26 protein-coding genes are annotated in these 21,710 nt (G+C 71.7%); 11 read left to right on the top strand and 15 right to left on the bottom strand.

Annotated elements, in window-relative coordinates; all coding sequences use genetic code 11:
* The first annotated feature begins 77 nt into the window (after positions 1 to 77).
* On the top strand, positions 78 to 1,088 hold the full coding sequence (locus ABH929_RS01840; protein WP_404559926.1) for a matrixin family metalloprotease: 1,011 nt from the start codon (positions 78 to 80) through the stop codon (positions 1,086 to 1,088).
* A 27-nt stretch (positions 1,089 to 1,115) separates the two neighbouring features.
* Here the strand turns inward: ABH929_RS01840 and ABH929_RS01835 are convergent, their stop codons facing one another.
* Positions 1,116 to 1,766, bottom strand: a complete 651-nt coding sequence (locus ABH929_RS01835) for an SDR family oxidoreductase (RefSeq protein WP_263055328.1) — start codon at positions 1,764 to 1,766, stop codon at positions 1,116 to 1,118.
* A gap of 107 nt (positions 1,767 to 1,873) precedes the next feature.
* Here ABH929_RS01835 and ABH929_RS01830 point away from each other — a divergent pair, with 107 nt between their 5' ends.
* From ABH929_RS01830 to ABH929_RS01815, 4 genes are all read left to right on the top strand, one after another.
* Positions 1,874 to 2,362 (top strand): DUF4126 family protein, encoded by a 489-nt coding sequence (locus tag ABH929_RS01830; protein WP_123671330.1) that lies wholly within the window; start codon positions 1,874 to 1,876, stop codon positions 2,360 to 2,362.
* Positions 2,362 to 3,333, top strand: coding sequence for an NAD-dependent epimerase/dehydratase family protein (locus ABH929_RS01825; protein ID WP_404559923.1), 972 nt, complete (start codon positions 2,362 to 2,364; stop codon positions 3,331 to 3,333). Before ABH929_RS01830 ends, ABH929_RS01825 begins: the two co-directional genes overlap by 1 nt.
* Positions 3,334 to 3,411: 78 nt before the next feature.
* Entirely contained in the window at positions 3,412 to 3,795 is a 384-nt protein-coding gene (locus ABH929_RS01820) for a hypothetical protein (RefSeq protein WP_404559922.1), read from the top strand.
* Positions 3,792 to 4,127 carry a helix-turn-helix domain-containing protein gene (locus ABH929_RS01815; protein WP_404559920.1) on the top strand — a complete coding sequence of 112 codons (336 nt, stop codon included), beginning with the start codon at positions 3,792 to 3,794 and terminating at the stop codon, positions 4,125 to 4,127. The genes ABH929_RS01820 and ABH929_RS01815 overlap by 4 nt, the downstream gene beginning before the upstream one ends.
* Positions 4,128 to 4,130: 3 nt before the next feature.
* On the opposite strand, the gene ABH929_RS01810 is transcribed toward ABH929_RS01815, so the two are convergent.
* Complete coding sequence (locus ABH929_RS01810; protein ID WP_404559918.1) at positions 4,131 to 4,829, bottom strand: carboxymuconolactone decarboxylase family protein; 699 nt, start codon at positions 4,827 to 4,829, stop codon at positions 4,131 to 4,133.
* 123 nt (positions 4,830 to 4,952) lie between these two features.
* Here ABH929_RS01810 and ABH929_RS01805 point away from each other — a divergent pair, with 123 nt between their 5' ends.
* Positions 4,953 to 5,969 (top strand): aldo/keto reductase, encoded by a 1,017-nt coding sequence (locus ABH929_RS01805; protein ID WP_404560467.1) that lies wholly within the window; start codon positions 4,953 to 4,955, stop codon positions 5,967 to 5,969.
* Between the two features lie 131 nt (positions 5,970 to 6,100).
* Here ABH929_RS01805 and ABH929_RS01800 read toward each other — a convergent pair whose 3' ends face one another.
* From ABH929_RS01800 to ABH929_RS01785, 4 genes are all read right to left on the bottom strand, one after another.
* Positions 6,101 to 6,304 (bottom strand): hypothetical protein, encoded by a 204-nt coding sequence (locus tag ABH929_RS01800; RefSeq protein WP_404559917.1) that lies wholly within the window; start codon positions 6,302 to 6,304, stop codon positions 6,101 to 6,103.
* Positions 6,301 to 7,173, bottom strand: coding sequence for a helix-turn-helix transcriptional regulator (locus ABH929_RS01795; RefSeq protein WP_165901010.1), 873 nt, complete (start codon positions 7,171 to 7,173; stop codon positions 6,301 to 6,303). Before ABH929_RS01795 ends, ABH929_RS01800 begins: the two co-directional genes overlap by 4 nt.
* A 52-nt stretch (positions 7,174 to 7,225) precedes the next feature.
* A complete protein-coding gene (locus tag ABH929_RS01790; RefSeq protein ID WP_404559915.1) occupies positions 7,226 to 8,104 on the bottom strand; it encodes a helix-turn-helix transcriptional regulator in 879 nt (292 codons plus the stop codon).
* Positions 8,105 to 8,177: 73 nt separating this feature from the next.
* Positions 8,178 to 9,347 (bottom strand): PQQ-dependent sugar dehydrogenase, encoded by a 1,170-nt coding sequence (locus tag ABH929_RS01785; protein ID WP_404559913.1) that lies wholly within the window; start codon positions 9,345 to 9,347, stop codon positions 8,178 to 8,180.
* A gap of 109 nt (positions 9,348 to 9,456) precedes the next feature.
* On the opposite strand from ABH929_RS01785, the gene ABH929_RS01780 reads away from it, so the two are divergent.
* Positions 9,457 to 9,855 carry a cupin domain-containing protein gene (locus tag ABH929_RS01780; protein WP_263089325.1) on the top strand — a complete coding sequence of 133 codons (399 nt, stop codon included), beginning with the start codon at positions 9,457 to 9,459 and terminating at the stop codon, positions 9,853 to 9,855.
* The gene (locus ABH929_RS01775; RefSeq protein WP_404559912.1) at positions 9,852 to 10,523 is read left to right on the top strand and encodes an SDR family NAD(P)-dependent oxidoreductase; all 672 of its coding nucleotides are present in this window, start codon (positions 9,852 to 9,854) and stop codon (positions 10,521 to 10,523) included. Before ABH929_RS01780 ends, ABH929_RS01775 begins: the two co-directional genes overlap by 4 nt.
* Before the next feature lie 157 nt (positions 10,524 to 10,680).
* Here ABH929_RS01775 and ABH929_RS01770 read toward each other — a convergent pair whose 3' ends face one another.
* On the bottom strand, positions 10,681 to 11,223 hold the full coding sequence (locus tag ABH929_RS01770) for a TetR/AcrR family transcriptional regulator (RefSeq protein WP_205463423.1): 543 nt from the start codon (positions 11,221 to 11,223) through the stop codon (positions 10,681 to 10,683).
* Between the two features lie 53 nt (positions 11,224 to 11,276).
* On the opposite strand from ABH929_RS01770, the gene ABH929_RS01765 reads away from it, so the two are divergent.
* Together ABH929_RS01765 and ABH929_RS01760 are read left to right on the top strand one after the other, a co-directional pair.
* Positions 11,277 to 11,600, top strand: coding sequence for a hypothetical protein (locus ABH929_RS01765; RefSeq protein WP_404559910.1), 324 nt, complete (start codon positions 11,277 to 11,279; stop codon positions 11,598 to 11,600).
* A 106-nt stretch (positions 11,601 to 11,706) separates the two neighbouring features.
* Positions 11,707 to 12,144 carry a hypothetical protein gene (locus tag ABH929_RS01760; protein WP_404559908.1) on the top strand — a complete coding sequence of 146 codons (438 nt, stop codon included), beginning with the start codon at positions 11,707 to 11,709 and terminating at the stop codon, positions 12,142 to 12,144.
* Between the two features lie 46 nt (positions 12,145 to 12,190).
* On the opposite strand, the gene ABH929_RS01755 is transcribed toward ABH929_RS01760, so the two are convergent.
* From ABH929_RS01755 to ABH929_RS01720, 8 genes are all read right to left on the bottom strand, one after another.
* On the bottom strand, positions 12,191 to 15,013 hold the full coding sequence (locus ABH929_RS01755) for an FtsX-like permease family protein (protein ID WP_404559907.1): 2,823 nt from the start codon (positions 15,011 to 15,013) through the stop codon (positions 12,191 to 12,193).
* Positions 15,010 to 15,738, bottom strand: coding sequence for an ABC transporter ATP-binding protein (locus ABH929_RS01750; RefSeq protein WP_263055301.1), 729 nt, complete (start codon positions 15,736 to 15,738; stop codon positions 15,010 to 15,012). The genes ABH929_RS01755 and ABH929_RS01750 overlap by 4 nt, the downstream gene beginning before the upstream one ends.
* Positions 15,735 to 16,319: a PadR family transcriptional regulator gene (locus tag ABH929_RS01745; RefSeq protein WP_404559905.1), complete on the bottom strand. Its 585-nt coding sequence runs from the start codon at positions 16,317 to 16,319 to the stop codon at positions 15,735 to 15,737. The genes ABH929_RS01750 and ABH929_RS01745 overlap by 4 nt, the downstream gene beginning before the upstream one ends.
* A 147-nt stretch (positions 16,320 to 16,466) precedes the next feature.
* A complete protein-coding gene (locus ABH929_RS01740; RefSeq protein WP_404559903.1) occupies positions 16,467 to 17,348 on the bottom strand; it encodes an aldo/keto reductase in 882 nt (293 codons plus the stop codon).
* 9 nt (positions 17,349 to 17,357) lie between these two features.
* The gene (locus ABH929_RS01735; RefSeq protein ID WP_404559902.1) at positions 17,358 to 17,990 is read right to left on the bottom strand and encodes a YdeI family protein; all 633 of its coding nucleotides are present in this window, start codon (positions 17,988 to 17,990) and stop codon (positions 17,358 to 17,360) included.
* Positions 17,991 to 18,125: 135 nt separating this feature from the next.
* Complete coding sequence (locus tag ABH929_RS01730) at positions 18,126 to 19,676, bottom strand: FAD-binding oxidoreductase (protein ID WP_404559900.1); 1,551 nt, start codon at positions 19,674 to 19,676, stop codon at positions 18,126 to 18,128.
* Positions 19,673 to 19,909 carry a hypothetical protein gene (locus ABH929_RS01725; RefSeq protein ID WP_205463416.1) on the bottom strand — a complete coding sequence of 79 codons (237 nt, stop codon included), beginning with the start codon at positions 19,907 to 19,909 and terminating at the stop codon, positions 19,673 to 19,675. Before ABH929_RS01725 ends, ABH929_RS01730 begins: the two co-directional genes overlap by 4 nt.
* A gap of 58 nt (positions 19,910 to 19,967) precedes the next feature.
* Positions 19,968 to 20,507: an acyl-CoA thioesterase gene (locus ABH929_RS01720; RefSeq protein ID WP_404559898.1), complete on the bottom strand. Its 540-nt coding sequence runs from the start codon at positions 20,505 to 20,507 to the stop codon at positions 19,968 to 19,970.
* A 128-nt stretch (positions 20,508 to 20,635) separates the two neighbouring features.
* Between ABH929_RS01720 and ABH929_RS01715 the strand changes: the two genes are divergently transcribed.
* The gene (locus ABH929_RS01715) at positions 20,636 to 21,622 is read left to right on the top strand and encodes an aldo/keto reductase (protein WP_404559896.1); all 987 of its coding nucleotides are present in this window, start codon (positions 20,636 to 20,638) and stop codon (positions 21,620 to 21,622) included.
* Positions 21,623 to 21,710 lie beyond the last annotated feature (88 nt).

The following is a 21,710-nucleotide window of genomic DNA, read 5'->3' as shown; positions in this document are numbered from 1 at the left end:
CCTGACGGGTACCCATCGGCGAGCATGGACCCGATCAGGGACGGCGGGCACAGGTGCTCGCCGCGGGAAGGGCAACCATGCGTCCTGTCAGGAACACACTCACCACCGGGGCGGTCATCGCACTCGTCGTCGGCCTCACCGCCACGGCGGCACCCGCGCAGGCGGCGGCGCCGAGCGCGTCGGCGGCCGGCAGCCGTTGCGCCGCGGGGACGCTCTCGGTGCAGACGCTCCGGACGGGGTGCACGGTGGCGTCCGGCACGGTCGTGTTGCCGGACGGCCGCACGTTCGCCGTGCCGGCCCCCGGTGAGAGCGTGATGGCGAGCAGCTCCGCGGCGCCGGGTGCTCCCGAGCTGGCGGAGGTCGTCATCGCGAACACCGGTACCGGGGGTGTCGCGGTCCGCATCGACGAGGCGTGGAGCGGTTCGGCACCGGCGGTGCGCCGCGAACAGGCGAGGAGCGCAGCAGCCAACGCCGCGGCCAGCCAGGCGGCTGCCGCGCCGGCCGCCACGACCGCGGCCAGCACCAAGTGCACCAGCACGGCCAACGCACGGAACGGGTACCGCTGGCCGAGCACGGTGCAGTGGTACTACAACGAGTCCGGCCAGAAGTCGTCGTACGCGAAGGACGCCCTGCGCAAGGCGGCGAACACCTGGACCGGCACGATCACGTCGTGCGGCCGCACCGTGACCTCGTCGGCGCGGAACTCCTACGTCCGCCTCGCGACCCAGGCCCCTGGACTGACCGACAAGGGCGGCTGCACGGCGAGCAACGGCTACAGCGTCGTCGGCTGGGGCAAGCTGCCCGCCGGCACCCTCGGAGTGACGTGCGTCTGGTACGACGGCAACGGCATCGCGAAGGAGTCCGACCAGCGGTACGCCACGAGCTACAACTGGAGCTCGACGGCGACCTGTTCGGGCACCCGGTTCGACACCCAGGCCGTCGCCACCCACGAGTGGGGACACCTGTACGGACTCGGCCACGTGCAGACCGGCACCGATCAGGTCATGGAGCCGTCCGGCGGGTACTGCGACACCGGTTCACGCACGCTCGGGTTCGGCGACATGACCGGCATCGCGGCGATCTACTGAGCCGCGGCTGCTCGCTGCGGCCCGTCGTCAGACCGCGTCGGCGCGCAGGAAGTCCGCGATCGGGGTCGAGCCCGAGTTGAACCGGATGGTGTTGCCGGCCGTGCCCGGGTTCTCGAGCACGTCGGCGATCACGTGCGCGACGTCGCCGCGCGGCACGTCGCTCGACGAGCCCGCCCAGTCGACCGAGCCCGTGGCGTCGTCGTCCGTCAGGGTGCTCGGCGCCACGATGGTCCACTGCAGACCGGAGTCGCGCACCACGGCGTCGGCGATCGCCTTCGACTGGGCGTAGGCGAAGAAGTCGTCGTCCTGCGGCACCCCGTGGTCAAGCTGCGACCCGGACCACGACACCATCACGTAGCGGTCGACCCCGGCCTGCTTCGCACCCTGCACCGACAGGATCGCGGCGTCGCGGTCGATCGCCCACGTGCGGTCGACCGAGCCGCCGCCGGCACCGGCGGACCAGACGACGGCGTCGTGACCGTGGACGAGCTCCGCGAAGTCGGTCAGGGACTGCTGCTGGATGTCCGCGACCAACGGCTCACCGCCGTGGGCACGGATCTCGTCGGACTGGTCCGCGTCGCGGATGACCGAGGTGACCGAGTGGCCGCGGTCGCTGAGGATGCGGGTGGTGAGGAGTGCGACCTTGCCGTGGCCGCCGAAGACGATGACGTTGCTCATGCGCCGGACGCTACTCGGGCCGGCTCAGTACCCGCAGTCCGTGAGGACCCTCGGAGCGCTCGCGGCCCGCGTGCGTACGGTCGGACCTGATCACGACTGGAGACACGATGAGCACGCAGCACGAGCAGCACACCCTGGTCCGCACCCTGGTGCTCGGCATCCTGAGCGGTGGCCGCAGCGCCACCCCACTCGCGGTGCTGGCGCTGAACCACGACCGGTCCTCGCTGAAGGGGTCGTGGCAGGACTGGAAGGTCTTCAGCACCCCGCTCGGCCGCGGACTCCTCGTCGCCTCGGCCGTCGGTGAACTCATCGGTGACAAGTTGCCGATGACCCCGAACCGCATCTCCCCCGCCGGCCTGATCGGCCGCATCGGGTCCGGTGCGCTCGTCGGCGCAGCGCTCGGCACGACCGGCAAGCGCGACCTGCGCATCGAGGGCGCGATCCTCGGTGGCGTCGGTGCGATCGTCGGGTCGTTCGTCGGCTGGGGTGCCCGCAAGCTCGTCGGCGCCACCACCCGCCTGCCCGACCCGGTCGTGGCGCTCGCCGAGGACGCCGCGACCATCGCCGGCTCCGTGAAGGTCATCACCGCCGACTGATGCGCATCGTCGTCATCGGAGCCACCGGTCACATCGGCACGTTCCTCGTCCCCCGCCTCGTCCGCGCCGGTCACGAGGTCGTGGCCATCAGTCGCGGCACCAGCACCCCCTACGCCGACTCCCCCGAGTGGCAGCAGGTCGAACGCATCACCGCGGACCGCGAGCAGGAGGACCGCGACGGCACGTTCGGAGCGCGGATCGCCGCGCTCGGCGCCGCCGCCGTCGTCGACCTCGTCTGCTTCACCGAGTCGTCCGCCGCCGCCCTCGTCGAAGCGCTCCGCGACACGGGAACGCACCTCGTGCACTGCGGATCGATCTGGCGCGCGGGTGCATCCCGTGTGCTGCCGATCACCGAGGACGACTTCACGCCGCCCTTCGGTGACTACGGCGTGCAGAAAGACGCGATCGCCCGGATGCTCAAGAAAGAAACCGCGTCAGGGGGTTTGGCGACGACGACGCTGCACCCGGGTCACATCAGCGGTCCGGGCTGGATGCCGATCGGTGCGCTCGGCAACCTCGACCCGTCGGTGCTGACGAGGTTGTCCGCCGGCGAGGCGATCGAGGTCCCCGGCCTCGGCGCCGAGACCATGGCCCACGTGCACGCGGACGACGTCGCGCAGGCCTTCCAACTCGCCGTCGAACACCGCGAGGCGGCGGCCGGCGAGGACTTCTTCATCACGGCCCCGACGGCGCTCACCGCGCGTGGGTACGCCCACCTGGCAGCGTCGTGGTTCGGCCAGGAGGCCCGGCTCGACCCCGTCAGCTGGAACCGGTTCCGTGAGACCACGACTCCAGAGCACGCTGGCGCGAGCTGGGAGCACCTGTCACGCAGCCAGGTGTTCAGCGTCGAGAAGGCCCGCCGTCTGCTCGGTTACGCGCCCGGGTTCACCGCTGAACAGACGGTGCTCGACGCCGTCCGCTGGCAGGTCGAGCACGACCAGCTCGAGGTCGCCGGGCCCCTCGTCGTCTGAGGAGCACACCTCTCCACGACGTTGCCCTTGCGCTTGATATTAGTTGCAGGTATTATCAGTCGCAGGTAATGTCGCCGCATGCAGATCGACTGGCCGCGAGAGTTCAACGACCAGCTCGATCGTCTTGAGACCGACACGACCGAGCGTGGGCGAAAACGTCTGCAGTTGCTGACGTTCATGCTCAAGCGGTTGCGGGACCTGGACTCCACTCCGGTCCAGGACACCGCGATGATCAAGCGTGTTCGGCAGTCCAAGCAGCATCCGGTCTGGCGTGTGTCGCACCCCTACGTCGCGGGAGTGGCGCTGCGCTTGATCTGTTGGTTCCCGCCGGACGAGGACCGAGTCGTGGTGGCACTGTTCTCCGGCGACAAAGCGTCGATGGGTGACGTGTTCTACGACACGGTCGGCGTCCGAGCTGATCGCCTGGTCAATCGATGGCGGAACGAGACCGAGGAAGCATGATGGGCAAGAAAGACTTCGTACGCGGGAACGACCGCCTCGAACAGATGATGCAGCGGCCGGGCGTCGCAGACGCGGTGGCCGCACTCGAGGTCGAAGCGGACGAACTCGACCGCATCTACGCGATGAGCCTCGCGATGGTCCGCGAAGCGGGCAAGCGCACCCAAGCCGAGATCGCGCACGAGCTCGGCATCAGTCAGGGCGCGGTGTCCCAGATGGAGCGGCGCGAAGACATGCTGCTCTCCACGCTCCGCAGCTACATCACCGCGACCGGTGCCGAGAACCCACGCATCATCGTGACCGTCAACGGTCACGACGTCGAGCTCGCGATCTGAGTTTCAGTCGGCAGGCGCACCCTCGTTCACGGCGGCGAGTCCGTTGAGCGTCCGAGGGTAGCCGATCACCGGCACCAGGACGGTGAGCACGGCGAGCAGCTGCTGCCGGGTGTTCCCGACGTGCAGGTTGCCCGCGACGTGTCCCGTGACCTGCGCGTCGGCACCGCCCAGCGCGACGAGGACCGCGAACGTCAGCAGCTCACGCGTCGGCAGGTCGAGCCCGTCACGTCCGACGGTGTCACCGAAGCAGTTGCCGGACAGGAAGCGCTGGAAGTGCACGGTGTCGTCGGCCGCGTTCTCGTACATCGCGTCGACTCGTCCGGCGCCGACGACGGCGCTCTGGACCGCACGGCCCCGTTCGAGTCGGTCGCCGGGGGTGGTCGTCGACTGACCCGGCAACGGCAGCTCGACACCGCGCGCGGTCAGCACGTCGTTCGTGATCGTGAGGAAGTCCGAGGCGCGCGCGGACCCGACGTAGGCGACGGCCTGGTAGCCGATCTCCTTCGCCTCGACCGGGGTCAGTGACCCGTCGAGCGCGGTGCCGAGCAGCTGTCGGAAGGCGGCCTGCGCGCCGGCGGCGATCATCGCGCCGAGCTGCACGACCGCGCGGTCGTGGCTGCTGAGCGACGCGTGCTGCAGCGTCTCGTCCACGAAGTCGGCGTGGAACTGGGCGAACTCGGGGTCGGTCTCGGCGAACGTCATGCCCCCGACGCTACGACCGCCCCGCCAGCCGAGGGAGGTACGGGCCTCCCCCCTTTCGTCGGGGACGACCCGCCTAGCGTGGCAGCCGTGCCCGGCGAGACCCGCGGGCACGGAGAGGAAACCATGGAGTACCGCCAGCTCGGACGCACCGGCGTCGAGGTGAGCCCGCTCGCTCTGGGCACCATGATGTTCGGTCCGTGGGCGAACGCCGACGTCGACGACTCGATCCGGATCATCCACCGCGCCCTCGACGCGGGCATCAACTTCGTCGACACCGCCGACGCCTACTCGGACGGCGTCTCCGAGGAGATCGTCGGCAAGGCCATCAAGGACCGCCGTGACGACGTCGTGCTCGCCACCAAGTTCTTCATGCCGATGGGCCAGGGTTCGAACCGCTCCGGGGGCTCGCGCCGCTGGATCATGCAGGAGGTCGAGAACTCCCTGCGCCGCCTCGGCACCGACCACATCGACCTGTACCAGGTGCACCGTCCGTCCCCGACGACGGACGTCGAGGAGACCCTGGGCGCCCTGACCGACCTGGTCCGCCAGGGCAAGGTCCGGAACATCGGATCGTCGTCGTACTCGGGTGCCGAGATCGTCGAGGCCCAGTGGACCTCGGAGCGCCGTGGCCTGGAGCGCTTCCGCACCGAGCAGCCGCCGTACTCGATCCTGGTGCGCGGCATCGAGGAGGACGTCCTGCCGACCACGCAGCGCTACGGCATGGGCACCCTCGTCTACAGCCCGCTCGCCGGCGGCTGGCTCAGCGGCCGCTGGCGCAAGGACGCTCCCGGGACCCCGACGGCGAAGCACCGCCCCGCGGCCCGGTTCGACATGTCGACGCCCGCGAATCAGCGGAAGCTCGACATCGTCGAGGAACTCGCACTCCTGGCCGAGTCGCAGGACATGTCCCTCATCGAGATGTCGCTGGCGTGGGTGATCCGGCACCCCGGCGTCACGAGCGCGATCATCGGCCCGCGCACCATGGAGCAGCTCGAGTCGCAGCTCCCCGCCGCCGACCGCGTGCTCAGCGACGAGGTCCTGGACCGCATCGACGAGCTCGTCGCACCGGGCGTCACGATCAACCCCGACGACAACAGCTACGGGCAGCACACCCTGGTACCCGCCGCACGTCGCCGGTGAACGCGGCCGACTGACGGACGGGAGGCCCGTGGCGGCATCGCCACGTCCCTCCCGTCACGGCCGGCGCGCCGCTGGCGCGTCACGCCGGAACCGGCGGGTGGGGCCCACCTCCCGTCCGCACGGTTGTTGCGTCAGCGACGTCGGAACAGCTCGCCGAGGTGCCACGGGCCGGGCGCGAGCCGCACGGCGGCCTCGGCACGCACGCGCTCCTCGAGCGCACGGTCGCGGGTCAGGTCGTGGATCTCCTGCTCAGCGCGCCAGCGGAACCGCAACCGGCCGAGGAACCCGAGCGGTGCGAGGGGCGCGGTGGTCGGGACGGACTCGGTCTCGCTCATGCGTCCTCCGGTTCCGGGACGGCTGCGGCCGTCGTGGCGACGAGGTTCGCGAGCAGCTGCAGACGCTCCTCGGACGGTGAGCCCGGCTCGGTGCCGTAGGCGATGAGCGTCAGACCGGTGTCGGTCGCGAGCTCCATGGTCTCGTACGTCAGGTCGAGGTCGCCGACCTCGGGGTGGTGCACCCGCTTCGAGCCGTTCAGGTGCCGCATGACGCCGTGTGCGGCCCAGCGCTGCCGGAACTCCTCGCTGCGGGTCGAGAGTTCGCCGATCAGGTCGGTCAGCCCCTTGTCGTAGGGCGACCGGGCCGCCTCGGCACGGAGCACTGCCACCATGTCGCTCGCGACGACGTCCCAGTCGCGCCAGAACTCCTGACCGCGTGGGTCGAGGAACGCGAAGCGGGCGGTGTTCGGGGTGCCGGCGGGGTCGAGGAAGAGCGGGGAGTACAGCGCACGTGCCAGGGCGTTGCCGGCCAGGAAGTCCGAGCGGCCGTTGCGCACCCACGCGGGCATCGTCATGCCGTCGAGCATGCGCTGCACGTTCGGTCGGACCTTCGACGTCGGGGGCTTCCGCCGCGTGGTCGCCGAGGCGTTCTGCACGCGGGCCAGGTCGAACAGGTGCGCGTGCTCGGCGTCGTCGAGGCGCAACGCACGCGACAGCGACTCGAGCACGCTCTCCGAGACGCCGGTGAGGTTCCCGCGCTCGAGGCGGATGTAGTAGTCGACGCTCATGCCCGCGACGAGCGCGAGCTCCTCGCGGCGGAGACCCTTGACCCGTCGGGCGCCACCGAAGTCGGGCAGGCCGACCTGCTGCGGCGTGACGCGCTCGCGGCGGGTGCGGAGGAAGTCGCGCACTTCGCTCTTGGTGTCCATGCGTCCACGGTAGGACGGTGCCGGGCGGGGAAGAAGGGGTTGCTGGTACCCGTCAGGCGGATTCGCGAGCGCGTTCCGCGATCTGCTCCGTCGCCGCCCACGAGGCGAGCAGGCGGAGCGCGTCGGCGGTCGGGCTGCCCGGGGTCGCCGGGTAGATCGTGAGCGCGAGCCCGGGGTCCTCGGCGAGTTCGAGCGTCTGGAAGTGCAGCTCGAGCGGGCCGACGACGGCGTGCCGGAAGGACTTCACGCCGGCGTAGTGGCGGCGGACGTCGTGCGCCGCCCAGAGCGCGCGGAAGTCGTCGCTCCGCATCGACAGCTCGCCGATGAGGGCTGCGAGGTCGCGGTCGTTCGGCGTGCGGCCGGCCTCGCGCCGCAGGATCGCGACGTTCGTGTGCGCCGCCCGCTGCCAGTCCTGGTAGAAGTTCCGGGCCTGCGGGTCGAGGAAGATGAAGCGCGAGAAGTTCATCGGCCGGGCCGGTGCCGCCACCAGGTCCGCGTGCATCGCGTAGCCGAGCGCGTTCGCGGCGACGATGTCCTGCCGGTTGTTGATGATCATCGCCGGCGCATCGGTGATGACGTCGAGCAGGTACTGCAGCTCCGGGCGGACGGCGGCCACCGGCACGACCTTGCCCGCGCGCCGCGGTGTCGCGTTCTGGTGCCGGGACAGATCGCGCAGGTGCTCGAGCTCGGCGGCGTCGAGCTGCAGTGCGCCGGCGATGGCCTCGAGCACGCTGTCCGAGACGCCCTGCAGGTTCCCCCGCTCGAGCCGTGTGTAGTAGTCGATGCTGACCCCTGCCAGCCGCGCGACCTCTTCGCGCCGGAGCCCGGTGACCCGACGGCGGGTGCCGAAGGTCTCGACCCCGGCCTGCTCGGGGGTGATGCGGGCGCGACGGCTGGACAGGAAGTCGCGGGCTTCGTCGCGGTGGTTCATGTCGTCACGGTAACGGGCCGGGGAGCGTGCGAGCGAGGGGCTGCCGGAACCCCCGTGGGGCGAGGTCGCTGGCTCAGCCCGCCGCCCGGGTGATCGGCACGGACACGATGCGGTCGTCCCCCGCTGCGGGGTCACCTCGGCCGTCGGTGTTGTTCGTGACGAACCAGAGCGTGTCCGCCGGCCCCTCGAGCACGGTCCGGATCCGGCCGAAGTCGCCCGGGAAATACTCGGTCGACGTCCCCGGGTCGTCCGCCGGGATCGCCCGGAGCACCTCGCCGCGCAGGTTGGCCACGAACACGGTGTCGTCGACGACCGTCAGGCCGCTCGGGGACGCCTCGTCCGTCGACCACTGCTGCACCGGGTCGACGAAGCCCTGGTCCTCGCCGCCCTCCCCCTCGACCTCGGGCCAGCCGTAGTTCTCCCCCGCTTCGATGACGTTCAACTCGTCGAGGGTGTTCTCGCCGAACTCCGACGCGAACATCGTGCCGTCCGACGACCAGCCCATGCCCTGCACGTTGCGGTGCCCGAGGCTCCACACCGGGGACCCGTCGACGGGGTTGTCGTCCGGCACGTCGCCGTCCGGGGTGAGCCGCAGGATCTTGCCGGCGAGCGAGTCCTCGTCCTGCGCGTCGCTGCTCGCGCCGGCGTCCCCGACGCTGGCGTAGAGCATGTCGTCCGGGCCGAACGCGATGCGGCCACCGTCGTGGAACGTGTTCGACGGCAGCCCGTCGATGATCGTCGTGACGTCACCGAGCGCCCACGACCCGGCGCTGCCCGTCAGTTCGAACCGTTGGATCCGGTTGCCGTCGTCGGCCGTCGAGTACACGAACAGGTCGTCGTCGTGCAGGGCCAGGCCGAGCAGTCCGCCCTCGCCGCCGTGGCTGACGCCGTCGACGGTGCCCACCTCGCGCGTCGTGCCGTCGTCCTGCAGCTCGAGGACCCGGGCGGAGTCGCGCTCGCTGATCAGGGCGTCGCCGTCGTCGCCGGTGCGGACGACGGACCACGGTGCCTCGAGCCCCGTGACGACATCGGTGGTGTCGCCGTCGGGCGCGGTCTGCCCGGTCGGCAGGTCGGCCGGGGCGGTCGCCCGGGCGCTCGCCGACGAGCCGCGGTCGTCGTCCGGCGCGGCGTCGGCACAGCCGCCCAGGGCGAGTGCGGCCACCGCGGCGATGCCCGCAGCGGACCAGCCGCGTCGGGTGCGGGTCGGGCTCGGCTGCTGGGTCGGGTGTTCGCTGCTGTCCACGGTGGTCCTCCCGGATCGTGCGTCGATCACACACGCCGTGTTCGGGAAACGGCTGAGGGGTACGGCCGGCACCTCCCTCCGATGCGCACATCGGCCTACCGTCGGGGCCATGGAGATCCAACCGAAGCAGCCGACCGTCAAGAACCCGGCCGCGCAGTTCACCGGCGACGTGTACCTCGACGCCATCGCCAGCCCGAGGGAAGCAGGCCAGTCGATGACCGTCGCGAAGGTCCGGTTCCTGCCCGGCGCCCGCACCGCCTGGCACTCGCACGCCAACGGCCAGACCCTGCACGTCACCGAGGGCGTCGCGCGCATGGGCACGCGTGACGGCGGCGTGATCGAGGTCCAGCCGGGCCAGACCGTCTACACGCCTGCGGGTGAGGAGCACTGGCACGGTGCGACCCCGACGGACTCCATGGAGCACCTCGCGATGCTCGACCTCGCCGACGACCCGGCGACCACCACCACCTGGCTCGAGCACGTCACCGACGAGGAGTACTCCGCATGACCACCATCGCCATCATCGGGGCCGGCAAGGGCCTCGGTCTCGCCGTTGCCGAACGCTTCGGCCGCGAGGGCTTCTCGATCGCCCTCGTCTCCCGCAACCAGGACCGCCTGGACGGCCTCGCCGCGTCGCTGCGCGAGCAGGGCATCACGGCCGCCGGGTTCGCCGCGAACGTCCGTGACGGCGATTCGCTCCGCAGCGCCCTCGAGCGTGCGACCGAGCAGCTCGGCCCCATCGAGGTGCTGCAGTACAGCCCGCTCCCCGCCAAAGAGTACATGCGTCCGGTGCTCGAGACCACCGCGGACGACCTGGTCGGCCCGATCGAGTTCTCGGTCTACGGCTCGGTCAACGCGGTGCGCCAGGTGCTGCCCGGCATGCGCGCGATCGGCCACGGCACGATCCTGTTCGTGAACGGCGGCAGTGCGGTCCGTCCCGGCGCCCGGGTCACCGGCACCTCGGTCGCCTTCGCGGCCGAGAGCGCCTACGCCCAGCTCCTGCACGACGCCGTGCGCGACGAGCAGGTCCACGTCGGTCAGCTCATCATCCCGTTCGGCATCGACGACGGGCAGCCGGAGCACTCCGGCGAGTCCATCGCGGATCGTCTGTGGGCCATCCACGCCGAACGCGGCGAGTTCCGCACCTACGCCGAGGCGCTGCCCGACCCCGCCTGAGCGCGGTTCGCGCCGCGCGCCGCTTCGTGAGCAGAAATGGTCGGGTCCACTGACGGCCACCCGACCATTTCTGCTCACGATGTCGCGGACGGACGGACGGACGGACGGACGGGAGGCCCGTGGTCACGCCGCCACGGGCCTCCCGTCCGCCACGGGGTCAGGTCGAGAGCACCGCGACGGCACGCGCGGCGCGTGCGGCGACGTCCGCCGCCGTCGGCGCCGGAGCCAAGCCGAGCAGGCGCTGGCGGTGGAGCTCGCCGAGCAGCAGCGTGAAGAGCTCGGCGGCGGTCTCCGGAGTCGCTCCGGCGCGGACCAGGGCCTGCTGGGCGGCGAGCGGTCCGGCCTCGTGGAACTCGCGGGCGAGCCCGGGTGACCGCGTCGACTCCGCGATCACGAGCCGGTGCAGGGCGACCGCGCGGTCCGAGAGCAACGCGCTGCCGATCGCCGTGGCCGTGGACACGAGGTCCCCGGTGGGCTGGTCGGCGTACGGGTGCTGCCGGCGGACGACCGCGCGCAGGATCGCGGGCTTGTCGCCGAACGCCGTGTAGAGCGTGCGCTTGGTGACCCCGGACTCGGCGGCGACGCGGTCGAGCGCGACGCCCGCGAACCCGTGCTCGAGGAACAGGTCGGTCGCGACGTCGAGGATCCGCTCGTCACGGGCGATCCGCTCGTCGGCGGTCGGACGTCCACGCTTGTTCACGGACCCATCCTAGCCGTAATGATACGCTCACGTTTCATTACCGAGGAGGGTCCATGACCAATGTGGTCTGTCACGTGGCGATCGCCGATGACTGGGAGATGAGCCGCGGGTTCGGCGAGTACGAGGTGTCGACCCGAGGGGTGCCGCTCGAGCCAGGCGGGTACGTCCGCGTCACCACACCCGACCGGGTGTCCGGGGTCGTCGCCGAGCGGTACGGCGACCTCGCGCTGCCCCTGCTCCGGATCGACCTGAGCGTCGCAGGGCTCGCGGCCGCGGGGGTGACGGTCGAGTGGGTCGACGGGGTCCCCCGGGTGCGCGGTCCGATCCCGATGGACGACGAGGTCGTGCTGGCCGAGGTGCCCATCGCCCGGCGGTGAGCGATCGGTGCGAACGACGACCACTTCGTGAGCAGGAACGGTCGAGTCCGCCAACAGCGACCCGACCATTTCTGCTCACGAAGTACCGCGCCCTAGGCTGGAAGCGATGTCCAGCGTCCTCCTCACCGTGCACGTCGTGGCGGCGCTGCTCACCCTCGGGCCCGTCGCGGTCGCCGGGAGCATGTTCCCGAAGCCGGCCCGCGCGCTCGTCGCCGATCCGGACGACCAGGGGGCCCGAGCGGTCGCCAGGGTCCTGCACCGGATCTGCCACGTGTACTCGATCATCTCGCTCGCCGTTCCGACGTTCGGCACCGCCCTGGCGTTCGAGATCGGGGCGCTCGACGAGGCCTGGCTGCTCGTCTCGATCGGTCTGACCGCAGTGGCTGCGGGGATCCTCGCGTTCGGGGTCCTGCCGGAGCAGCGCGAGGTCCTGCGCGGCAACGGGACCGAGCGCTCGCCGCGGAAGCTCGCCGCCCTGGTCGGCCTGTTCAACCTGGTCTGGGTCGTCGTCGCCGTCCTCATGGTCGTGCAGCCCGGCGTCTGACCCGGGCTGCATCGGGGCGGCGCCTCGTGCGGCGCCGCCCCACACCTCAGTGCGCCCGCCGCACCGCCACCCGCCGCCGACCCCGCGACGTGAGCCACGCCCCCGCGGTCACCACGACCGGCAGCCCGATCGCGAGCAGGGCCAGCGTCGTCCAGTCCGGCGCGAACGGCAGGTGGTTCGTCCCGGACACGGGGGTCGTGAACCGCAGGGTCAGCGCCCGGATGGGCAGGAGTCCCAGCAGGGTGCCGATCACCGCGCCCACCGAGGCCAGGATCGCCGCCTGCCAGGTGGACACCCCGCGGCGCAGTCGTGGTGCGGCCCCGATCGCGTCGAGCACCTCGTCGTCACGGCGCCCATCGGACCGCGCGAGTCCGATCGCCACGGCGGTCGCCCCGATCGTGACGGCGGCGGCGAGGGCCAGCACGATCGCCCGGATCAGCGCACCGTTGTCGACCGGGCCGGCCTCGTAGGTGAACTGCGGGCCGCTCCACCGCGCACGGTCGTCACCGCCGTAGCTCTGCCACGCCGAGCTCAGTTCGTCCCACTGCGCCGGCTGGATGTCGTGCGGCAGCGTCGTGACGAGCATGCCGTCGACGACGGGGACGCCGTACTGCTCGGCAGTGGCCTTCGTCATGAAGACGCCGACCTTGACCCGCGGGCTCTGCACGTCGAGCACCGCGGGGATCGAGACGCTGGCAGCGGGCCGGGTGCGCTCCGTGATCGCCTGGCTCTCCCATGTCCGGTCGTGGAACGTGTCGATGCGGACCGCACCGTCGTGGGCGTACTCGGGCCAGAGGGACACGGCCTTGCCGCCCTCGAGCGCCTCACGGACGGCGGCGGACGGTCGGTGTCCGGTGAGCACCGCGTAGTCGTCCACGGTGCCGGCCCAGATGTGCGGGCTCGACACGGCCGAGGTGTCGAGGTAGTACGAGCACGAGGTCGTGTCGTTGACGGGGCAGTCGTACGGCGTCCACCGGTGCGGGACGGTGATCGTCGACGGCGTCTCACCCGGCACCTCCTGGGGCACTCCGAGCACCCGAACGCGGTCCTGGTCGAGCACGCCGGACACGACCTCGGCCGCGTGGGCGGTCAGTGCCGCGTCGTGGTGGCCGGTGGCACCGCCCTGCTCCGTCTCGGTCTGGACCTCGGTCGTTGCGACCCCGAGCGCCGTCGAGTACTCGTACCCGCGGACGAGCTGGGTGTGGCTCGACGCGTTCCACGTGATCACGACCGACGCGACGAACACGACGCTCATCACGCTCGCGAGCACCGGGACGGTGCGGAGGGGGTTCCGTCGGGCGTCGCGGGCAGCGAGTCGGGCCGACAGCCCCGCCCGAGCGGTGAGCCGGGTGACGAGTGCGAGCAGCCACGGGGAGCAGATCGCGATGCCGAGCTGCATCAGGCACGGGCCGATCGCGACCCCGGCGCCGACGACGAAGGCCCAGCGGTCCTCTTGCACCGGACGGTCGTTCAGCATGAGCACGCCCACGCCGCACACCAGGGTCATCACGGCACCGGCGACCACGAGCGTCGGACCCCAGATGCGCCGGCGACGACGAGCCGGACGGCTGACGGGGACCGGTCGGAGCGACCCGCGCAGCGCTGCGAGCACGTTGATGCGGGTGGCGGACCGTGCGGCGACGAGCGCTGAGACGAGACCGGCGAGTACCCCGGCCGCGGTGATGGACAGCAGCATGAGCGGTGGCACGTGCATACCGGGGAACGACACGACGTTGCCGTTGTCGATCAGCCGGAACACCGCCACCCCGAGGCCGGTGCCCACCGCGACGCCGAGGACGGCACCGACGAGCCCGAGCACCAGGCCGGAGCCGGCGACGATCGTCCGGACGATCCGCTTGTCGCCGCCGACGCTCGTGACGATGGCGTACGAACGGGTGTCGGCGCGGGTGCCGACCAGGAACGCGGCCCCGGCGAGCAGGGCCACTTCGAACATCGCGAAGGCGCCGAACAGTGCCATCGCGCCGAGGTACCAGCCGAGCGACGAGGTGACCTGGCCACCGGAGAGCCCAGCGTCCGGCGGGTCGAGCACGACGGGGCGCGACTGCACGACGATGCCGTGCGCGTTGAGCTGCTGGATCTCGGACCACGTCGGGGCGTCCGACGGCAGGTACACGGTGACGTCGGCCAGTCCGGCGTCGTCGGTGGTGTCCGTGGTCGACAGCGTGGTCCCCCACGGCAGCAACACGCCCTGCGACGCGGGGTCCCTGCCGAGGTCGATCATGGTGCCGGCGATCGTGAAGCGCTTCGTGACCGGGTCCGTCAGGTCGACGGTGTCACCGATGTGCGCGCCGAGTCGCTCGAGCGTCGCCGGGGTGACCATCAGTTCGCTGCGCGTGGTGGGCACGGCACCGTCGAGCACGTGCCAGTGGCCCTCGAGCGACGGGTCCCACACGCTGCCCTCGTCGGCGGAGAGCCCCACCGGACCCCGCGGTCCCTGCAGGACAACCGGCGTGCTGCCGACCGGGATCGCCAGCGCGCCGTCGGGCACGTGGGCGAGGACGTTCGTGAACGGTGTGTCCTCGTCGGCCTTCGAAGCCGGGCTGTTCCGCTTCGTGTCGGTGTACTGCCATTCCACCGGGTCCTGCCGCATGCCGGGCACGTCCGGGCCGGACACCCGCATCTGCGCGGACGCCTGCCCCAGGTCGTAGTCGAGCCGTTCGGTGACCGTGGCCTGCGTCGACTGCACGACGACCGCCACCGCGGCGAACCCGGCGGTGGGGATGCCGATGAGCGCGATGATGAGCGCCGCCCGACCGGCCTTCGCGAAGGCCAGTCGACGCCCCAGGCGGAGCGCCGGTCGGAGGGCGAACGGCGTCCGGCCGGTACCGGGACGCCGACGCCGGCTCACGACGCGGTCCGGTCCGACAAGGTGAGCTCGACGCCCGAGTACACGGTCTCGTCGACCACGCGACCGTCGCGCAGGAAGACGATCCGGTCCGCCCAGGCAGCGTGCCGGGCGTCGTGGGTGACGAGCAGTGCGCCGGCTCCGGCATCGACGTGCCGCCGGAGCATGCGGAGCACGACCTCGCCGGTCTGCGAGTCGAGGGCGCCGGTCGGTTCGTCCGCCAGCACGAGCCGACGTTCGCCGACGACGCCCCTGGCGATCGCGACGCGCTGCTGCTGCCCACCGGACAGGTCGTCGGGGTAGGAGTCGGCGCGGTGTGCGAGTTCGACGTTGTCGAGTGCCAGTTCCGCGGCGCGGCGGGCCTGCGAGGCCTTCCAGCCGTCGAGCTCGAGCGGCAGCGCCACGTTCTCGACCGCGGTGAGCGAGGGGATCAGGTTGAAGTCCTGGAACACGAACCCGATGAGGCGACGGCGGAGGGCCGCGAGTTCCTTGGCTGGCCGGTCGGACACGAAGTCGCCGTCGATCAGCACCTCGCCGCTCGTCGGCGGCAGCAGGGTGCCGGCGCAGGCGAGCAGCGTCGACTTGCCGGAGCCCGAGGTCCCCATGACGGCGACCATCTCACCGCGCTGGACGGTCAGGTCGATGCCGGCCAGCGCCGTGACGGCCTTCGCGCCGGAGCCGTAGTGCACGCTGACGGCGTCGAGCTGCAGGAGCGGTGCGGCGCTCACCGTGCACTCCGCGCGGTGTCGGCGGTGGTCGGGGACGAGGAGCCAGCGTCAGCCGCCGGGTGCTCGTCCGGCCGGTACCGCGCCACGGTCGACTCCACGTGGTCGAGCCACCGCACCTCGGCCTCGGCCTGGAACACCATCGACTCGAGCACGAGCGACCACGCCAGGTCCGTCGCGGGATCGGTCGTGCGCTTGAGCCGGGTCAGGTCCTGCAGGTTCCGGATCGCGGCACCGCGCTGCACCTGCACCAGGCGCTCGACGTCGACGCCGGGCACCGTCACGGCGAGCGCGAACTTGATCGCGAGTTCGTCACGACCACGCTTGGCGGGCACCGGCTCGCTGAACCAGCGCGCCACTTCCCCGCGACCCGCGTCGGTCACCGTGTAGACGACGTGGCCGTCGTCGTCGGTGTCGCCGCGGGCCACGAGGCCGTCGCGTTCCAGGCGGTCGAGCGTCGTGTAGACCTGGCCGATGTTCAGCGGCCAGCTCCCGCCGGTGCGGTGCTCGAACTCCCCCCGGAGCTGGTACCCGTACCCGGGTCCCCCCACCAGCAGCGCGAGTACGCCCATCCGTACGCTCATGACACTTCCCCGTCTCTCGTCCACCATGGACATACCGAGTATGCCCATACCGCGTATGCATCCGCAACCACGAAACGGACTGGAGGCCCGTGGCGGTCTCGCCACGGGCCTCCAGTCCGCCGTTTGGTCGCGTCCGCGACCGACGTGTCAGGAACCCAGCTTCGACAGCTCCTCGAACTCGTCGTCGGTCAGCTCGATGGTCGCGCCCTGCAGGTTGTCCTCCAGGTGCGAGACGCTCGACGTGCCGGGGATCGGGAGCACGACGGGCGAGCGCTTGAGCAGCCAGGCGAGCGCGAGCTGCGCCGGCGACGCACCCTTGCGCGACGCGATCTCGGTGAGCGGGGAGTCCTCGCCGGTCAGCCCGCCGGTCGCGAGCGGGAACCACGGGATGAACGCGATGCCCTGCTCGGTCGACCAGTCGAGGAGCTCCTCGGCGTCGCGCTTCTGCAGGTTGTACAGGTTCTGGACGGAGACGATCGTCGCGATCTCCTGGGCTGCCTTGACGTCGTCGACCGACACCTCGGACAGGCCGATGTGCCGGATCTTGCCCTCGTCCTGCAGCTTCTTCAGCTCGCCGACCTGGTCCTCGAGCGGGACCTTCGGGTCGATGCGGTGCAGCTGGAACAGGTCGATGCGCTCGAGGCCCAGACGACGGAGGCTCATCTCGGCCTCCTGTCGCAGGTACTCCGGACGGCCGACCGGCGGCCACTCGTTCGGGCCGGTCCGGGTGAGGCCGGCCTTCGTCGCGATGACGACGTCGTCGCCGTAGGGGTGGAGCGCCTCGTGCAGGAGCTCCTCGGCGACGTAGGGGCCGTACGAGTCGGCGGTGTCGAAGAAGTCCACGCCGAGCTCGACGGCGCGCTTGAGGACGCGGACGGCCTCGTCGTGGTCCTTCGGCGGCCCCCAGACTCCGGGGCCGGTGAGCTGCATGGTGCCGTAGCCGAGGCGGTGGACCTCGAGGTCGCCCCCGATGCGGAAGGTGCCGGAGGCGGTGGCCGGACGGTTCGTGGTGTCGGTGCCTGTGGTCATGTCCCCGGTCTACGCCGGAGGCGTTGCCGGTCCCTGAGTCGGTGTCCCCCGGCCCTCCGACCGGTCCGGACGCGGGTACGGCGTCTCGCCACGTTCCAGCCCGGCGACGAGCTTCGTCAGCCGGCTCGTCCGCGAGGGCGCACTCGGCGCCGTCGTGATCCGGTGCAGCACGGCGTACCGGTTCGTCGCGTCGAGCTCGGCGAACAGGGCGGCTGCCGTGGGCGCGGCGTCGAGTGCCGCCCGCAGGTCCTCGGGGACGGTGGCGCTCGCCGCTCCGGCGTAGGCACGGTCCCACCGGCCGTCCTCCTTCGCCCGGTCGATCTCGGCCTGCCCTCGCTCGCGCATCCGGCCGTCGGCGATCAGCGTCGCGACGAGCCCGAGGTTGCGCTGCGACCAGAGTGAGGCCTTCCGTCGCGGGGTGAACCGCTGCCGGAACGTCGCGTCGTCGCGCCCGCGCTTCTGCCCGTCGATCCACCCGGAGCACAGCGCCTCGTCGAGGGCGGTGTCGTAGGTCAGGGTCGTCGGCTCCGTGAAGCCCTTCTTCGCGAGCACGAGCCACACCCCGTCGGCGTCGTCCTCGTGCTCGTCGAGCCACACGCGCCAGGCAGCGGCGTCCGGCAGCACCAGGTCGACGATGTCCATGCGGTCATCGTAGGGCGCGGTCGGTCGGCCGGCCTGGTCCGAGACTCGGTGAGGGCGACAGTTCTCGCGGTGCGCGCCACGAGAACTGTCGCTCACACCGAGACTCGCGTGCGTCGGGCCGAGACTCGTGCGGCGTCAGACCCAGTTCGGCTGGTCGAGCACGCCCGTCGGATCGGCCTGTTCCGCGATCCGGTGCAGGCGCGAGGTGTTGTCCCCGAAGTAGGCCGACGGGTCCGTGATGGCCGCGTCGCAGTAGTTCGCGTACGCCGCGTCGCCCCACGCCGGCCGCATGGCCTTCCGGAACCCCCGCGCGTACGCGTCGAAGGGGGCCGGGTCCGCGCCGTCGGCGAAGACCGCGGTGTACTGCACGGTCATGAGCGCGGACCGCCACGGGAACGCCGAGTCGGTCCGCCCGACGTCCGCCACGACGCCGCCGAGGGCATCGAGCGCGACCCCGCCCTCGAGGTTGCCGTCGACGTCGCCCGCCGCCGCCGCCCGGGTGACGAGCACGTCGATCTGCGCGTCGGTGAGCTTCGCCGATCCGATCGACGACGTCGCTGCCTCGGACACCCGCTGCGGCTTCCCCGCCAGCGCGGACATCGCGGCGCCGTAGGTGAGCACCCGCCCGGTGTGGGCGAGCGGCTTCGCGCCGGTGGCGGCGATGAAACCGTCGACGGAGGTGTCGGCGCCGGTCTTCGATCCGGTCCACACGCCGGTCACGGTGACCGTCGGGGCGGTGTGCCGACTGCCGTTCAGCAGCTTGAGCGTCGACCACAGCTTCGGGTCGGCGGTGGGCGCCCAGTCCTGCCAGGCGCGCACCACGGCAGCGGCGGCCGACCACGCGAACGTGATGCTGAAGAGCAGGACGGGAGGCGCGGCCTGCGTCCGGTACGTCAGTGCGGTCACGACGCCGACGGTTCCACCGCCCCCACCGCGGCAGGCCCAGAACAGGTCCGGTTCGCTGGACGTCGAGACCTCGTGCACGGTGCCGTCCGGGGTGACGAGCGTGACGCCGGTGAGCTGGTCGCAGGTCAGCCCGAACGAGCGGACGAGCACGCCGACCCCACCGCCGAGGGTGAGCCCGCCGATGCCGACGGTCGGGCAGGAGCCGGCGCCGATCGCCCGTCCGGCCGTCGCGAGCGCGGCGTAGACGTCACCGAGCTGCGCACCCGGGCCGATCGTGACGGTGTCGTCGTCGTGCAGTTCGATGCCGTCGAGGTCCTGCGTGCTGATCACGAGCGACCGCGGGACGTCGGTGCCTGGGGCGCCGCCGGCCGACCAGCCCGTGTACGAGTGTCCGCCCGCGCGCAGTGCGACGGGGGTGCGGGTGTTCCGCGCGAACGCGAGACCGGCCTGCACGTCGGCCACGCCGGCAGCGCGCAGGATGCCCTGCGGGTCGGCGTCGTCGTAGCGCGGGTTCTCGAGCACGCGGGCGCTGTCCCAGCCGTTCGATCCGGACCGGAGCACCGTGCCCGAGACGGCGGCGGCGAGGGCGTCCCACGAGTCGGGGCCGCCGGGCGTCGGCGTGCTCGACGGCGTCCTGGTCGGCTGTGCGGAGCCGCTCGAGGTCGGTCGCGGCGAACCCGACGGAGCGGGGCTCGGCCGGCTGCACGCTGCCAGGACCCCGGCGAGCCCGAGTCCGACGCCCCCGGCGAGCAGGATCCGCCTGGTCGGGCGGTGCGTCACGACCCGGCGAGTCCGCCGCCGGCACCGGTGATGCCGGGGTGTGCGGACTTCGCGAGGCCCTCGGTCATCGAGTGCGCCGCTTCGGCGTCGGCGAGGGATCGGGCTCCGAGGGTCGGGTCGACGGGTTCGAGGTGGGCGAGGCGCTTCGCACGACGACGGTTCTGCACCTCGAGCACGGTGAGCAGCGCGGCGATGGCCACGACCACTCCGATGACGATCCACACCACGACCATGACGTTCCCCTTCCGTCCCGGGGTGTCCACCCCGTCCCCGAGCGTACCGCCGCCGTGACTACGCCGCGCTGCTGATCCGGACGGCGCCAGCCCACCCGTGCACCCACTCGGGCAGGTCGCGGTCGGCCGGTGCTCCGCCCACGGCGTCGAGCAGGTCCGTCATCGGGACGGTCCCGCCGGAGCGTCGCAGGAACCGCGCCTGCACGACGGCACGGGCGACGACGGCTCCGCGACGGACGAAGGTCTGCTCCAGGTACACGGCCCGGTCGTCGACGCCGAGCACCCGGGTCACGAGCTCGAACCGCTGCCCGAGCGTCAGGGACCGCTTGTACGTGATGGTCTGCGCCGAGACGACCGGGTACCAGCCGCGCTCCGCGATCGCGCCCCAGAACCCCGACCGCAGCATCAGGTCGAGCCGCCCGAGGTCGAGCATCGACAGGTACTTCCCGTTGTTGACGTGCCGCAGCGGGTCGAGGTCGGTCAGGGTCACGCGGAACGGGGTGCGGACCTCGTCCCAGAGCGACGGCCGCCGTCCACCGATCGTCGGGCGGAGCCGGACACGCAGGCGCAGCAGGAACAGCCGGAAGTACAGGTTCACGCCCCGATCACACCAGAAGGCCGCGCTGCCCCGCGTGGACCTTGGAGGATCCACACGAAGGGCGCCCGTGTCTGACCGGCACCGGCAGTGCCTTCCTCCGAGCGGCGCACCCGGAGTAGACCTGCACCATGCAGACACGCAAGCTCGCAGACCTCGAGGTCGGACCCGTCGGCCTCGGCACCATGGGCATGAGCGCCTTCTACACGGGCGCCGGCACCGACGACGCGGGGTCGATCCGCACGATCCACCGCGCGATCGACCTCGGCGTCACCCTGTTCGACACGGCCGAGGCGTACGGCCCCTACACGAACGAGGACCTGCTCCGCCGGGCCCTCGCCGACCGCCGCGACGACGTCGTGATCGCGACGAAGTTCGGCCTCATCACTCACACCATCGGTGAGGAGACGCCCGCCACCGGCCGCGGCATCAGCTCCGCACCCGAGTCCGTGCGCGAGGCGCTCGAGGGGTCCCTCCGTCGGCTCGGCACCGACCACATCGACCTGTACTACCAGCACCGCGTCGACCCGGCCGTCCCGATCGAGGACGTCATCGGGCAGCTCGCCGGCTTCGTGCAGGAGGGCAAGATCCGGCACATCGGCCTGTCCGAGGCCGGTCCGGAGACGATCCGCAAGGCCCACGCCGTGCACCCGATCACGGCCCTGCAGAGCGAGTACTCGCTGTGGACGCGCGACCCCGAGGGTGCGGTGCTCGACACCCTGCGCGAGCTCGGCATCGGACTGGTGCCGTACTCGCCGCTCGGCCGCGGGTTCCTGACCGGTGCGATCACGAAGCCGTCCGACCTGGACTCCGACGACTTCCGCCTGGCGAACCCCCGGTTCCAGGAGGAGGCGTTCGCGCAGAACATGCGCATCGTCGACGCCGTCAAGGAGATCGCCGCCGAGGCCGAGGCGACCCCGGCACAGATCTCCCTCGCCTGGCTGCTCGCCCAGGGCGACGACATCGTGCCGATCCCGGGCACGAAGCGTGTGTCGCGCCTCGAGGAGAACGTCGGAGCCGCCGACCTGACCCTCACCGCGGACCAGGTCGCGCGCCTGTCGGCGCTCCCGGTCCCGACCGGCGACCGCTACCCCGACATGTCGACCATCGGTCGCTGACACAACCGGATGACGGCCGGGAGGCCCGTGGCGGATCCGCCACGGGCCTCCCGTCTCGTCTCGGCGTGCGTTTCGGGCCGGAGCCCGG

The sequence above is a fragment of the Curtobacterium sp. AB7 genome (assembly GCF_044909335.1).
Classification (GTDB): Bacteria; Actinomycetota; Actinomycetes; order Actinomycetales; family Microbacteriaceae; genus Curtobacterium.
Note: the sequence above shows the minus strand (reverse complement) of the source record. Positions and strands in the feature narration are given on the sequence as shown.